This is a genomic window from Nocardia sp. NPDC055165, from assembly GCF_053606985.1.
Map to the genome: position 1 here is coordinate 121,058 of NZ_JBSGSS010000014.1, position 14,148 is coordinate 135,205.

General features: G+C 69.7%; 7 protein-coding genes. 2 read left to right on the plus strand and 5 right to left on the minus strand.

Translation table 11 applies throughout. From position 1 onward, the window contains the following. The first annotated feature begins 14 nt into the window (after positions 1 to 14). Both ACWFRF_RS26105 and ACWFRF_RS26110 read left to right on the plus strand, forming a co-directional pair. Positions 15 to 791, plus strand: a complete 777-nt coding sequence (locus ACWFRF_RS26105; RefSeq protein WP_378993477.1) for an ABC transporter ATP-binding protein — start codon at positions 15 to 17, stop codon at positions 789 to 791. Next, positions 788 to 3,319, plus strand: coding sequence for an ABC transporter permease (locus ACWFRF_RS26110; protein ID WP_452452717.1), 2,532 nt, complete (start codon positions 788 to 790; stop codon positions 3,317 to 3,319). The genes ACWFRF_RS26105 and ACWFRF_RS26110 overlap by 4 nt, the downstream gene beginning before the upstream one ends. 129 nt (positions 3,320 to 3,448) lie before the next feature. Here the strand turns inward: ACWFRF_RS26110 and ACWFRF_RS26115 are convergent, their stop codons facing one another. The 5 genes from ACWFRF_RS26115 to ACWFRF_RS26135 form a co-directional block, all read right to left on the minus strand. Then, positions 3,449 to 5,815 carry an ADP-ribosylglycohydrolase family protein gene (locus ACWFRF_RS26115; protein ID WP_378993480.1) on the minus strand — a complete coding sequence of 789 codons (2,367 nt, stop codon included), beginning with the start codon at positions 5,813 to 5,815 and terminating at the stop codon, positions 3,449 to 3,451. A 93-nt stretch (positions 5,816 to 5,908) separates the two neighbouring features. After that, positions 5,909 to 7,072 carry a VWA domain-containing protein gene (locus ACWFRF_RS26120; protein WP_378993482.1) on the minus strand — a complete coding sequence of 388 codons (1,164 nt, stop codon included), beginning with the start codon at positions 7,070 to 7,072 and terminating at the stop codon, positions 5,909 to 5,911. 64 nt (positions 7,073 to 7,136) lie between these two features. Continuing rightward, entirely contained in the window at positions 7,137 to 9,701 is a 2,565-nt protein-coding gene (locus ACWFRF_RS26125) for a DUF5682 family protein (RefSeq protein WP_452452720.1), read from the minus strand. A gap of 49 nt (positions 9,702 to 9,750) precedes the next feature. Continuing rightward, a complete protein-coding gene (locus ACWFRF_RS26130) occupies positions 9,751 to 10,851 on the minus strand; it encodes an ATP-binding protein (RefSeq protein ID WP_378632496.1) in 1,101 nt (366 codons plus the stop codon). Then, entirely contained in the window at positions 10,848 to 13,889 is a 3,042-nt protein-coding gene (locus tag ACWFRF_RS26135) for a DUF5691 domain-containing protein (RefSeq protein ID WP_452452722.1), read from the minus strand. Before ACWFRF_RS26135 ends, ACWFRF_RS26130 begins: the two co-directional genes overlap by 4 nt. Positions 13,890 to 14,148 lie beyond the last annotated feature (259 nt).

The following is a 14,148-nucleotide window of genomic DNA, read 5'->3' on the forward strand; positions in this document are numbered from 1 at the left end:
CCAGACTGGACAGCATGACTTCGCACGCCTTGGGCACCGAGGCCGCCGATGCGGCGGCCGCTACCGATATCGCGGCCGCCGCGCTCGATCTGGTCAAGCTGTACGGATCGGGAGATACACAGGTCAAGGCCCTGGACGGGGTGTCGGCTGACTTCGCGAAGGGCGAATTCACCGCGATCATGGGCCCATCGGGTTCGGGCAAGTCGACGCTGATGCACTGCTTGGCCGGGCTCGACAGCGCCAGCGCAGGTCAGGTCCGCATCGGCGACACCGCGCTCACCGGCCTGTCCGACAAACAGATGACGGCACTGCGGCGCGACCGGATCGGTTTCGTCTTCCAGGCGTTCAACCTGGTCCCGACGCTCACCGCGCTGGAGAACATCACCCTCCCGCTCGATATCGCGGGTCGCAAGGCCGACCAGGAATGGCTCGACACCGTGGTCAAGCGCCTCGGTCTCGGCGACCGCCTCGAGCACCGGCCGTCCGAACTGTCCGGCGGCCAGCAGCAGCGGGTGGCGTGTGCGCGTGCGCTGGTGGGCAAGCCGGAGATCATCTTCGGTGACGAGCCGACCGGCAACCTGGACTCGCATTCCTCGGGCGAGGTGCTCTCGATCCTGCGCGCCTCGGTCGACGAGTTCGGCCAGACCGTCGTGATCGTCACCCACGACCCGCGCGCGGCCGCCTATGCCGACCGCGTCGTGTTCCTCGCCGACGGTCGCATCGTCGACGAGCTGCGCGACCCGACCCAGGATTCGATCCTCGACCGGATGAAGGCGCTGGAAACCCGATGAGCAATCCCATGCGCAAGGTCGCCTTGCGTAACCTCGCCGCGCACAAGGTGCGTTTGGCATTGACTCTGCTGTCGGTGGTGCTCGGTACCGCCTTCATCTCCGGATCGTTCGTCTTCACCGACACTTTGCAGCGCACCTTCGACGGGATTTTCGAAGGCCAGGCTCAGGGCGTGGACGTGCGCGTGGGCCCCGCGGACCGCCAATCACTGGGCGTACCGACGAACATCGTCGACGCGCTGGCCAAGACTCCCGGTGTGGCCAGGGTCGCGCCCGCCGTGAACGGCCCGGTCGTGCTGCTCGAGCCCGACGGCAAGAAGGCCGTGCAGACCGGTGGCGCACCGAGTTTCGGCCTGTCCTACCTGCCGCCCGACAAGTCCGTCGAGGAGCCCGAGAAGTTCCTGTCGGGCGCCGCGCCCACCCAGCCGAACGAGATCGCGCTCAATGCCGGTGGCGCCGAGAAGGCCGGGCTGAAGGTCGGCGACAAGACCAAGGTGCTGATTCCGTCCAAGGGTGACCCGTTCGAGGTGACGCTGTCGGGCATCTACGAGATGCCGGGCGCCGAGGGCGGCGGTGTGGTCGCGGTGATGTTCACCGAGCCGCAGGGCCGCAAGCTGTTCACCGACGGGTCGCACGTGGCCTACGCCGACATCGCCGCGGCGCCCGGTGTTTCGGCCGATGACCTGCGCGATCAGCTCGCCGCCGGCCTGCCCAACTACAAGGTGCAGAACTCCGACGAGGTCCGCGAGGACATGAAGAAGGAGATCTCCGAGGCGCTCACCTTCATCAACTACTTCCTGCTCGCCTTCGGCGCGATCGCGCTGATCGTCGGCACGTTCATCATCTACAACACCTTCTCGATGATCGTGGCCCAGCGGCTGCGCGAACTCGCGCTGCTGCGCGCGATCGGAGCGAGTCGTCAGCAGGTCGGGCGGTCGGTCGTCGCCGAGGCGATCGTGATCGGGCTGATCGGTAGCGCGCTCGGGCTGGCCGCGGGCATCGGGCTGGCGTACGGGTTGTCGGCGTTGCTCAACGCGTTCGATCTCGGACTGCCGACGGGGTCGCTGACCGTGTTGCCGCGTACCGCGATCGTCGCGCTGCTCGTCGGCCTGATCGTCACCGTGGCCAGCGCCTATGCTCCCGCTCGCCGGGCGGCGAAGGTGCCGCCGGTGGAGGCCATGCGGTCCGAGTTCGCCAGCGCGGGTGATTCGTTGCGGCTGCGCACGATCATCGGCGCGGTGATGGCCGTCGCCGGTGGCGTGCTCGTGTACGTGGGTGCGCAGGGCACCGGCAAGGGCTCCGCGGTGACCGTCGGTGTCGGCGCGCTCGGGCTCATTCTGGCGGTGCTGTTGGCGGCGCCGGCGTTGTCGCGGCCGATGGTGCTCGTGCTCGGCGTGCTCACCAGACCGTTCGGCGCGATCGGGCAGATGGCGCGCAACAACGCCACGCGTAACCCGCGGCGTACCGCCGCCACCGCGTTCGCGCTCACCCTCGGCCTGATGCTGGTCTCGGCGATCGGCATTCTCGGTGCTTCGGCGAAGACGAGTGTCGGTGTGCTCATCGACAAGGGTGTGAAGGCCGAGTACGTGCTCGCCGGTCCGCAGATGATCGGTGCGCCGATCGGTGCGGTCGACGCGGTGCGCACCGATGTTCCCGGCGTCAGCGATGTCACCGGGATCCGGATCGTCGCGTTCAAGGTCGGCGACGAGCAGATCGGCGCCACCTCACCGGACGGTCCGATCGACCCGGTGATGGACATCGACATGATCAGCGGCACCACCACGATCCCCGCCGGTGGCGCGCTCATCGACGAGACCGAGGCGACCGAGCGCGGGTGGAAGCTCGGCGACAAGGTCACTATCACCAGTCTCGACAAGAAGCAGATCGAGCTCACGATCGGGGGCATCTTCGCCGACTCGCCGCTGCTCGGGCCCATGGTGGTCGATCCCGGTATCTACGAGCAGTTGATGCCGCAGAGTCTGCGCACCAATGTCTTCGTGCTGGTCAAGGCCGCGCCGGGGGCCGATCTCACCGCGATGCGGGCGAACCTGGAGAAGGCCACCGAACCGTTCGTGGTGGTGCAGGTCCAGGACCACGAACAGTTCAAGGGCGCGCAGGGTCAGCAGATCAACACCCTGCTCGCCATCCTCTACGGGCTGCTCGCGCTGGCGGTGGTGATCGCGGTGCTCGGCATCATCAACACCCTGGCGCTGTCGGTGGTGGAGCGCAGGCGCGAGATCGGCATGCTGCGCGCGGTCGGCACCCAGCGTGCGCAGGTGCGTCGCACGATCTACCTGGAGTCCATGCTGATCGCCATCTTCGGCGCGATCGTCGGCCTGGTGCTCGGCATCGCGCTCGGGGTCGGATTCCTGCGCACCCTGCGCGATATGGGCATCGACCAGATCACCATTCCGTGGTCGCAGCTGGTGATCGTGCTGATCGCGTCCGGTGTGGTGGGTGTGCTGGCCGCGGTGTGGCCGGGTGTGCGGGCCGCGCGGACGCCGCCGTTGGCGGCTATCGCGGATCTGTAGGCGGCACAGGCACGTTCGACCCCCCACCGGAGTTCTCGGTGGGGGGTCGAACGGTGTCATGGGGCGCGGTACGCCGCTCGTGGTCGATCGACTGGGCGATATCTGACGGCCACTGGGGTCAGTGCGGAACTAGCCGGACGGGGGCCAGCCCGGGTAGCGGTTCCACCAGTGTTCTGGTGGTATCCCGTGGGAGTCACTCGGTGGTGTGAGGCCGAATTCCGTGCAGTAGCCAGTGGCCAGGAGATCGAGAATCGGGCGCGCATCGACCGCATTCGCCCAACCTCGCGGGAGTGCGGAACGGCCGTACCGGGCGCCGAGAAGACTGCCCGCGATCGAACCGGTGGCGTCGCTGTCGCCGGAGTGGTTGACCGACAGCAGGAGTCCGGTGCGGACGATGTCGTGGGGCGAGCCGCCGAGTCCTTCGGCGGCGAGGGTGGCGAAGACGGCGATCGACAGGGCCTCTGGACCGATCCATCCCTGGCCGAGCGTCTCGACATCTTCCGGTGTGGGATAGCGCCTTTCGCGTTCGATCCGGGCGGCCAGCCGGTTGGCCGCGTTCAAGGCGGCCGAGGTCTCCCCGTGGTCGGAGTAGCCCGTCAGCTCGGTGCGGGCGCGCGAGAGGGCGGTGGCGGTGTCGGCGCCGCGCGAGAGCTGATAGATCAGGGCGGACAGGGTGCCCGCGGGCAGCCAACCGCTGGGATGACCATGGGTGAGCGCGGCCGCATCGCAACCCAATTCGAAGATGGTATCGGTCGCGGCTCCGGAACGATCTGCGGCGTAACCGAATCCGCAGGGGGCCGCGCGCATCACCGCGCCGCTGCCCTTGGAATGGTTGATGGGCTGGTCGCGGGTGCCGAGCGGATTCATCGGCGCTTTCCGGGCGGCCGCGTGACGCAGCGCGGTGTAGACCGAATTCGCCACGCCACGTTGCTCGATCAGCTCGGGGTAGTCGCTGAGGGCGCTGTACAGCGCGAAGGGCTGCTCCGGCATTTCGGTGACCTGCCCGCGCAACCACACGAGCATGCCCTGCTGCAGCAGGCCCATCGTCGCTCCGCCGATGCCCTTGGCCCTGGCCCGCACCGACCCGCGGATCAGCGCTTCTACGGTGAAGGCCGTCAGCTGGGTCTCCTCGGAGATGCGAAGCGGGTCGACGTCGGTCAGCCCGGCGTGGCCGTACTCGTTCCGGATCTGTTGCAGCGAACGGGTTTCCACCGGAGCGCCGAGGGCATCGCCGATCGCTCCGCCGAGCAGACAGCCGTGTACGGCGTCGAGCCATACCGGTGCGGTGCTGGTGTCTCGCGCGTCCCTGCCGTAGGTCGAGGAAGCGCGTGTATCGATCCGGCCGTGGGGAGAACGGGGATTCGCGGCCGGGTTCGATGTGAGGTCGGGTGGCGTTCCCGGCCGGGCGGACATGGCGGTGTCGAAGCCACGAACGTCGACCGAGACGCTGCTTTCCGGCTCGGACATGGTGTTGCGGACAACGGTCGGGTCATGTCGCCGACCGGCATTCGGGTGACTCGAGGATGTGCGCGACTCAGGCCTGGAACCGGCGCTCGGCGGCAGCGGTGTTCCGGTCGGGCGCACCTCGGGAGCAGAGGCGGTTCGCCGCGGCCCGGCGGTCGGGATGCGGCCGGACGCCGGCGGTGTGGGTGGGCGATGGCGCAGTGCCTCGGTGAGCGCGGTGGCGAACGCGGTGCAGGTGGGGAAGCGGTGGCTGGGGTCTTTGGCCATGGCCTTCGACAGGACGGTATCGACCGCGGTGGACAGGGTGGTGCGGCGGGTGCTGGCCGCGGGAGGCGGGGCGTTGAGGTGGCCGAGCATGACGGTGGCCGGGTTGGGGGCGTCGAAGGGGCCGGTGCCGGTGAGGAGGCGGAAAACCGTACAGGCCAGGGAGTATTGATCGCCGCGGCCGTCGAGTGGTGCGCTGCTGAGTTGTTCGGGCGAGGCGTAGGCGATGGTGGCGGTGAACTGGCCGGTGCGGGTGAGGCCGCCGGTGTCGTCGAGGAGTTTCGCGATGCCGAAGTCGGTCAGCACGACTCGTTCGTCGAAGCCCGCGCCGACACCCGCGGTGTGCGACAACAGGATGTTGGCGGGCTTCACGTCGCGGTGCAGAACGCCCTGGCGGTGGGCGTAGTCGAGCGCACTCGCGGTCTGGGTGACGATCTGGGCGATACGCTCGCTCCCGAACTGCTGCACCGGCACCGCCGAGGCGTCGACACCGTCCACGAACTGCATGGCTATCCAGAGACGTTCCTCGTCGATGCCGCGGTCGTAGACGGTGATGATGTTCGGGTGGTCGAGCTGGGCCACCAGGTCGGCCTCGCGTTCGAATCTGGCGCGGATCTCGAAGTCGGCGAACAGGTCACGGTGCATCAGCTTCAACGCGGTCAGCCGCGGCAGCCTGCGGTCTCTGGCCGCGTACACCGCGCCCATGCCGCCACGTCCCAGCTCACGCTCGATGACGAAACCGGCGAACACCGCCCCGCGCCGCAACATCGCCTCACCCCGTCCAACGAACCCGATCGTTCGCAGCCTAGTTGGCGCGGGCTCGCAACGCTGCCGAGTCCCGCCACGTTCCCCGGGGTGCGATCACACCGCCGGGGCGTTGGTGTCGGCCCAGCGCGTGATGTCGCCGCGGTCCAGCGCGGTGGCGAGCAGGTCCGGGAACTTGTCGGGGGTGCAGGCGAAGGCGGGGATGCCGAGCGCTGCCAGCGCCGCGGCGTTGTCGTGGTCGTAGGCGGGCGCGCCCTCGTCGGAGAGCGCGAGCAGCACCACCACCTGGACACCCGCCTCTTTCATCGCATGGCAGCGGCGCAGCATCTCGTTGCGTACACCGCCTTCGTAGAGGTCGGAAATGAGCACGAAGAGGCTGTCGGTGGGCCGGGTGATCAGCGTCTGCGAGTAGGCGATGGCGCGATTGATGTCGGTGCCACCGCCGAGCTGGGTGCCGAACAGGACGTCGACCGGGTCGCTGAGCTGATCGGTGAGATCGACGATCTCGGTGTCGAACACGACCAGCGAGGTCTTCAGCGACCGCATGGACGCGAGGACGGCGCCGAACACCGAGGCGTAGACGACGCTGGCCGCCATCGAGCCGGATTGGTCGATGGCCAGCACCACATCGCGCTGGATCGACTGCGACTTGCGGCCGTAGCCGACGAGCCGCTCGGGCACGATGGTGCGGTGTTCGGGCAGGTAGTTGGCGAGATTCTTGCGGATGGTCCGGTTGAAATCGATATCGCGCAGTTTCGGGCGATGAGTGCGGGCGGCACGGTTGATGGCGCCCGAGACCGCGGCCACGGTCTTGGCGGCGATGCGCTGCTCGATCTCGCGCACCACCTTCTCGACCACCATGCGCGCGGTGGCCTTGGTGGTTTCGGGCATCACCCGGTTGAGGCCGAGCAGTGTGCCCACCAGATGTACATCGGGCTCGACCGATTCCAGCAGCTCGGGCTCCAGCAACAGTTGGGTGAGGTTGAGCCGGTCCACGGCGTCGCGCTGCATCACCTCGACCACGGTCGCGGGAAAGTAGGTGCGGATGTCGCCGAGCCAGCGCGCGACTCGGGGCGCTGAACCACCCAGTCCACCAGACCTTTTCGTCGAACCGCCGGCTTCACCGGTGTTGTAGAGGGCGGACAGTGCCTGGTCCATCGCCTGATCGGCACCGGAGCTCAACCCGCCGAGCTGTTCTTCGGCGGCGGTTCCCAGCACGAGACGCCAACGGCGCGAATGGGTTTCGTCGGGTTCGGTCATCGGTGCTCCTGGTGGTCGAGCGGGATGCGGTGGCGAGTGGGTGTCGGACGTCTGCGGAGGTGGGTCACCCAGCGGCCCCCAGGATCGCGGTCGCTGCGCGCAGCGACAGTTGCCCGCGGATCGGATCGATCGGGGTGGGGCCGTCGGCGGTGGTCGGTGCTGAGCCGGTGTCTCGCAGGGCCTGGCTGATGGCCCGGCGTTCGCCGGATTCGAAGGAGCCGAAGGTGCGGCGCAGCAGCGGCAGGGTGGCGACGAACTGGTCTTCGTTGAGGTCGCGGAGCCATTCGTCGATGCGGCGCAACAGCTCTCGGTCGTGGACCAGGAGCAGTCCGCGGCCGCCGAGGAAGCCGTCGATCCAGGCGGCCTTGGCGGCGGGGGTGTTGCCGACGGACAGTGCGGCGGCCAGCCGGCGGGCGGATTCGGCGTCGTCGATGCGTTCGGCGTCGCACAGCAGGCGCACCGCGCGGCCGCCGATCGCGCCGTGTACGTCGTCGCGATCGGCGATGCGGTTCAGGGTGGCCAGCCATTCGGAGGTGGCGTGCTCGTCGTCGCGGGTGCTGATCGCGGTGTGCGCGGCGTCGATCTGGGTGCGCAGAGCCTGGGCGGCATCGGTGTCGAGGCCGGTGACGGCGCCGGGCAGGCCCGCGCAGATCCGCACCAGCAGGCCGTCGGCGACGTGGGCCAGGGCCTTGGTGTCGGTGCCGCGAACATCGCCGTAGCGCAGGGTGCGGGTCAGGCCGGGGAGGGCGCCGAGCAGATGGGTGACATCGTGGTCGAGGGCGGCGGCGGCTTCGAGCCTGGTGATCAACCCTTCGGTGGCGCCGCCCAGGTCGGCGAGCAGGGCCATTTCCAGTGCGTCGGCGAGCGCGGTGACGGTGACGTCGTCGCGGCTCGCGGTGTCGAGGATCTTGGTCTCCGCGGCGGTGCGCAGGGTCGTGCCCCAGACCGCGGCCTCGACGATGCGGACCTCGAATTCGGGTTCCCAGCGCAGGGTCCACGTCTCACGGAAGGTGCCGGTGCTGCGGACCTCGCCGGTGGTCGGAGTGCCCCAGCCGATACCGAGCAGGCGCAGGCGGTGCAGCAGATGCGACCGCTCGACGTCGCGTTCTTTGCGCAGGTCGAGGTCGACATTTCGAGCGAGCGCCTCCTGCTTGAGCCGCAGGGTTTTACAGCGTGCCCGCAGGTCGGCTGCCAAGGGGACCGTCGGAGTGTCCTCGGGAACACCGCCGAGCGTCTCGCCGACGACCAGTTCGTCGACCACCAGTCGCAGCATGGTCTCGTCGCCACCGCACATCACCGACCGCACAGCCTCGGTGACCTCGGACAATCCCGGCAGCGGCCTGCCGCGCAACGCGGCGAGGGTGTCCGCCAGCCGCACCGCCTCGATGATGTGCGCACTCGACACCGGCAGATCGTGCGAGCGCAACACCCCGGCGACCTTGGTCAGCCAGCGCGCCACCGGCCGCTCGGTCTCGGTGAACAGGTGGTGATACCAGCCGGGCGAGGTGACGCCTGCCCCGTAGCCGGACCCGGCCGCCAACCGCGAATGCGTCCACGGCACCCAGGTCAACGCGGCCTTCGTCTTCGGCAAACCCTTGAGCAGTCGCATATCCGGTGCGGCGGGACCGAGCGGTTCGACCAACGCGGGCGCGTGCCAGGCACCACACACCACCGCCAACCGCTTCGCACCACCCTTGAGCACCTGCCGCATCACCTGCCGCATATGCGCCTCGCGGACCAGCGTGTGCTGGTCGACGATCAGCGGCGCCATCGCGGGCTCATGTCGATCCGCGGCTGCCGGGAACTCGAACCCGTTCCCTGTCGAAGGCTTCTCCAGCAGCTCAGGAGCGTCGAGTGGCGAAAGTACCACCGGGTCGGGGACTTCGGTGCCGGTCGGTGCCGTCGCGCCGAGCTGCGATGGCGCGTCCGCTGTGGGTGGCGTGATCGCGGCGTGTCGGGCATCCTCACGCAGGGCGGTCATCGCCTCGGTGATGGCGTCGAAAGCCGCGCTGTCGGGCACGGATTCGACGACCGCGTCCCACCAGCGTTCGGCGTCGTCGTAGCCCGCGGCCGAGGCCAGAGCGGCCAGCGGGTCGGAGCCGCCGCCACGGGCATCGTCGTCGGCGGCGAGGACGTTCGTGGCGGGGAGGTCGCAGAAGCGGACCGGGACGGCGTGCTCGACGCCGTAGCGCATCGCCTGCCACTCGGCGGAGAACACGGCGAACGGCCAGAATGCGGCGCGGGCAGGCGAATCCGGGACGTAGGCGAGCAACGCGACCGGTGGGGCCATCGTGTCGGCGGCGACGAACCCGACGAGCGGATCAGCGTCGGCGGGGCCTTCGATGAGAATGGCGTCGGGCCGGAACTCCTCGAGCGCGTGGCGCAGCGAGCGTGCTGATCCGGGCCCGTGGTGACGGATGCCGAACACCCGCGTCACCGCCTCCGCGCCCGCACTCGAATTCGTGTCGGTCACCGAACCCGCACCGGCTTCGGCCTCGGTGGTGACCGCGCGCGCCTCGCCCGCGCCCGTATCCGAGGCGGAGCTCTCGCGGATTTCGGCACGGCTCGCCGGCTCGCCGGGCGTGGTGTCACCGGTGGCCGGGTGGGTCGCCTTGTTGCGTTGACTCATCGAAAACCCCATGTGTGGTGTGTGTTCCGTCCTCCCCTTCGGGCGGTTCTCAGCCGGCGATTTCGCGGCAGGCCCGGTAGAAGTCGGCCCAGTCGGGGCGTTCCCGGACCACGGCCTCGAGGTATTCGGTCCAGATCACGGTGTCGGCCACCGGGTCCTTGATCACCGAGCCGAGCACGGCGCCCGCGATGTCGGAGGCGCGCAGCACGCCGTCGCCGAAGTGGGCGGACAGGGCGAGGCCGTTGGTGATCACCGAGATCGCCTCGGCGGTGGACAGGGTGCCCGAGGGGGATTTGAGCTTGGTGCGGCCGTCGGCGGTGATGCCGGAGCGCAGTTCGCGGAAGACCCGCACCACGCGGCGGACTTCCTCGGCGGCGGCGGGAACGGTCGGCAATTCCAGTGCGGCGCCGAGCTGTTCGACGCGACGGCTGACGATGGCGACCTCGGAATCCTCGTCGGCGGGCAGCGGCAGCACCACGGTGTTGAAGCGGCGCCGCAGGGCCGAGGAGAGATCGTTGACGCCGCGGTCGCGATCGTTGGCGGTGGCGATGACGTTGAAACCCTTGGCCGCCTGTACTTCCCCACCGAGTTCGGGCACCGGCAGGGTCTTCTCGGACAGGATGGTGATCAGCGCGTCCTGCACATCGGAGGGGATGCGGGTGAGCTCCTCGATGCGTGCGATGGCGCCGGTGCGCATAGCGGTCATCACCGGTGACGCGACCAGGGCGGCGTCGCTCGGCCCCTCGGCGAGCAGACGGGCGTAGTTCCAGCCGTAGCGGATCGCTTCTTCCGCCGTACCGGAGGTGCCCTGCACGAGCAGGGTCGACTCGCCGCTGATGGCGGCCGAAAGATGTTCGGAAACCCACGTTTTCGCGGTGCCGGGCACCCCGAGGAGCAGCAGGGCGCGGTCGGTGGCGAGGGTGGCGACCGCGACCTCCATCAGCCGGCGCGGGCCGACATATTTGGGTGTGATCACGGTGCCGTCGTCGAGGGTGCCGCCGAGAATGTAGGTGACCACGGCCCACGGCGACAGTTTCCAGGACGGCGGGCGCACGCGATCGTCGACGCGGTCCAGGGCGGCCAATTCGTCGGCGAAGGCCTGTTCGGCGTGGGGACGCAGCAGGGTGGTGGAGGGTTCGATGGTGGTCAACGCAGCTCCTCGAGCATGGTGGCACGATCGGTGAGATCGTGGGCGAGTCGGTGGAATGCCTGGTGCCAGGCGGGATCGTCGGTGGTGTCGGCGAGCGCGCTGACGCGCGTCGCGAGTTCGACAGGCAGGTGGACGCTCGCGGCCGTGAGCAGCGCCCGGTCGGTGTACACGCCCGCACTGGCGTGCGGCTGCCGCGCGGTGGTGCGGGCGCGCTCGCCGAGCAAACGCAGCACATGGTCGGCGACGGGTTGCGGCCACGGATGATCGAGGCCGGGCAGGATCGCGTGGAGTTCGTTGAGCTGGTGCGCGTCCAGGTCGAGCACGTGCTCGATCCGGTCGGCGGCATCGAGCAGCGTGAACAGTTCGCGACGCCGCAGCACCGCCTGCTCGGTCGGGGTCGCGTGGGCGAACAGCGCACGGGCCCACGCGGTGTCGTGCTGGGCGAGCGTGGCATCGACCCAGCCGTCCACGATCGCCTTGGCGTAGCGGGGCGGCAGCGACAGGGTCAACGCGGTGGCCGGGGTCTGTTCGCCGGGTGCCCGCACGATCGAGGACCATGCGGTGAGCGGAGTGGCGGCGATCGCCTGGTGCAGCGTCGTGATCGTCGAATCAGGGGTGTCCCAGCGCAATTTCGCTTGATCGGTCGCATCGGTGATGCCGTCGCGCCGGGCCTGCGCGTCGAGCTCCGTGGGTACCCGTACGTTTACCGTCCCGTCGTCCGCCACCCGGATCCACGACGCCACCAGCGCCGCCATCCGCCGCCCGAAAGCGGCATCCGGCAGCTTGTTCAGCAGCGTCGTGGCGGTGCGCCGGACATCACCGCGCCGGTCGTCGAGGGCCCGCTCGAGCAGGGCTTCGTCGGCCGGACTCAGCCCCTCGGCGAGCAGCCCCAGCAGCTCCGCCTTCACCGGCCCCGACTCCTTCGGCCACGCAGCGGTCAACACGGTCAGCGCCGCGGCCGGATCGGCCCGGCGAGTACGCGCGAACCAGTCCTTTCGCTCGCCGGATGTGCCGAACAACCAGACATCGTGGACAGCGGGCGCGCCCGGCTCCGTACCGGAGCCCGAGTCCGCAGCGGTGCCGGAATCGGCATCGTGATCTGGGGACGTTGTCGGCCCGGCGCTCCGGGTCGTGCTCGCGTCCGTGTCGACCTGGATGTCGGCGGCGCTCGCCGTCAGCTCCGGCCGGCTGTTGTGGGTTTTCCCCTCCGCCGACGATGTGGCAACGTCGGCAGGGAACTCGTCGACCAGTTTCGCCCATGCCGGGTTGCGCGCGGCGAGCCAGCGTCCGCGGCGGCCTGCCAGTCGTAGCAGTGGCGGACGCAGCGTGGTGTCGGAGGCCGCCGAGAGCGCCTGGACACACAGCACATCGGGCAGGCGGAAGTCGAATGGTGTTGCCGCAGTGAACCATTCGGTCAAGAACGGGGACTTGTCCGCGAGGAGGCGGCTGAGGCGGTCGGCGGCGGGGCGCGGCAGCAGCGGGCGCGGATCATCGACGGCGGGTTCGGGTTTCGCCGCGGTACGGGGGAGTTGTCCGCCGCGCAGATACAGATCTTGTAGCGCGGCGGTGTGGAGCAGCCGGGTGGCCGGTTCGCCCGCGTGCTGCGGAACGGCGGCGGCGACCGCGGAGTCGAGGTGGACACCGTCGGCGCTGCGCCGGGCGGTGCCGAGCAGCGCCACCGAGACGAGTTCGGCCAGCGCGGGGGTCGGGGTGGTTTCGGTGGGGAATTCGGTTTCCAGGTCGCTCACCTCGCCTGCGCACAACACCGAGATCGGGTCGAAGCCGTCGGCTCGCCACTCGCCGCACACCGTCACCGGGTGACCGCCCGCGACCGCGATCAGCCGCCACGGGCGCGCGCCCGCGGCCAGCGGCAGCGCGGTGCCGTCGGATGCGACGAGCTGCCATCCGGTCTCGTCGAGCACCGGCACGACATCGGCGAGCAGCGCGGGCCAGGAACGCAGCCACGGATCCGCACTCAACGCGCCCGCGTAGGCGTCGAGCGCGTCGTCGATCGTGGCGCCGCCGACCGAGGGGACGGTGGTGAAGGGTTCGGGTGCGCCGTGGCGGGTGCCCCACTGCGCGCGCAGGGACACCGCACCGGGGTAATAGTGGAGTTCGGCGTCCACCTCGTTGCCGGGTGCGGGCACCTCGCCGGTGAAATTCGGGGTGGCGAAGGAATGTTCGATGAGCAGGGCCCACCGTCCGCTACCGCGACCGCGCAGCCAGGTGCGGCGCGTGTGCAGTCGCTCCTCCTCGCTCGCCCGCATGCCGAGCACCAGCCAGCGATCCCGCACCGCGGGCTCGTTCAGCACCGACTCGGCCGACGTCGGGTAGCCGATATGGGTGCGGATCCCCGCCCGCAGCGGCTCGGGGAGGGCGTCGAGCCTGCGGTGGGCCAGCACCAGCAGGTGCAGGCGGGCGTACTCGCGCAACAGCAGTTCGGGCCAGTGTTCGGTGGTGACGACCGCGGTGGGCAGCCTGCGCAGGGCCTCGGCGATGCGGGGCGCCTGGGCATCGACCATCCTGGCCGCGATCGCCTCGTAGGCGGCGTACGAACGGTCGGTCTGGGCCAGCCCGGTCCGGATCTGGTCGGTGAGCCAGACCTCCAGTTCGGTGAGCCCGGCGGATACCCGCGCCCGCCGCTGCTCGACGGTGGCCTGCGACGGCGTGCTCGCGGCCTTGGCCTTCGCCGGCGCGGCGGCCTTCGCGGCCCGCCCGGCCAGCCACTCGGCCGCGAAGTCGGCGGGCGCCTGCTGGACGGGGGTCTGGCCACTCGACCACGTGAGCAACAGCGACAGCGTGTGCTTACACGGGAACTTGCGGCTGGGGCACGAGCACTTGTACGCGGGCCCGTCCAGGTCGACGATCGCCTGATACGGCTTGGCGCCACTGCCCTGACACAGCCCCCACACCGCATTGCCCGCGGTGCCGGTCTCGCGCCAGCGACCGGCCAGCTTGCGTGCGGCAGCCAGTGAGCTCGCATCGGGCGCGAGCGCGCGGACCTGGTCCTCGGTCCACGGCGTGCGTTGCTCGGTCATCGGTTCCCCCGTTCTCGTGTTCGCCGAATATCTACCGCAACCCACCGACAACTGGCGGACCCGGCGGCGTAACGCTCGGAAAACACTGGTGCCGCGGCAAATTCGTGCTCCAGCTCTTGCCCTGGGTGGCGATCTCTGGCATTCTGACCTGTTCGGCACCGCCCGGACCGCCCGCGCTGCTCGACGCAGCGTAACGCGGGTGTGAACACCTCATCGAGCTGCCCGCCGGGGTGGGCGAGGGGTGGACATCGAGGGCCCG

Coding starts and splice junctions, on each gene's coding strand:
- ACWFRF_RS26135 (WP_452452722.1), bottom strand. CDS start 13,889: ATGACCGAGCAACGCACGCCGTGGACCGAGGACCAGGTCCGCGCGCTC.
- ACWFRF_RS26110 (WP_452452717.1), top strand. CDS start 788: ATGAGCAATCCCATGCGCAAGGTCGCCTTGCGTAACCTCGCCGCGCAC.
- ACWFRF_RS26120 (WP_378993482.1), bottom strand. CDS start 7,072: ATGACCGAACCCGACGAAACCCATTCGCGCCGTTGGCGTCTCGTGCTG.
- ACWFRF_RS26115 (WP_378993480.1), bottom strand. CDS start 5,815: ATGTTGCGGCGCGGGGCGGTGTTCGCCGGTTTCGTCATCGAGCGTGAG.
- ACWFRF_RS26105 (WP_378993477.1), top strand. CDS start 15: ATGACTTCGCACGCCTTGGGCACCGAGGCCGCCGATGCGGCGGCCGCT.
- ACWFRF_RS26125 (WP_452452720.1), bottom strand. CDS start 9,701: ATGAGTCAACGCAACAAGGCGACCCACCCGGCCACCGGTGACACCACG.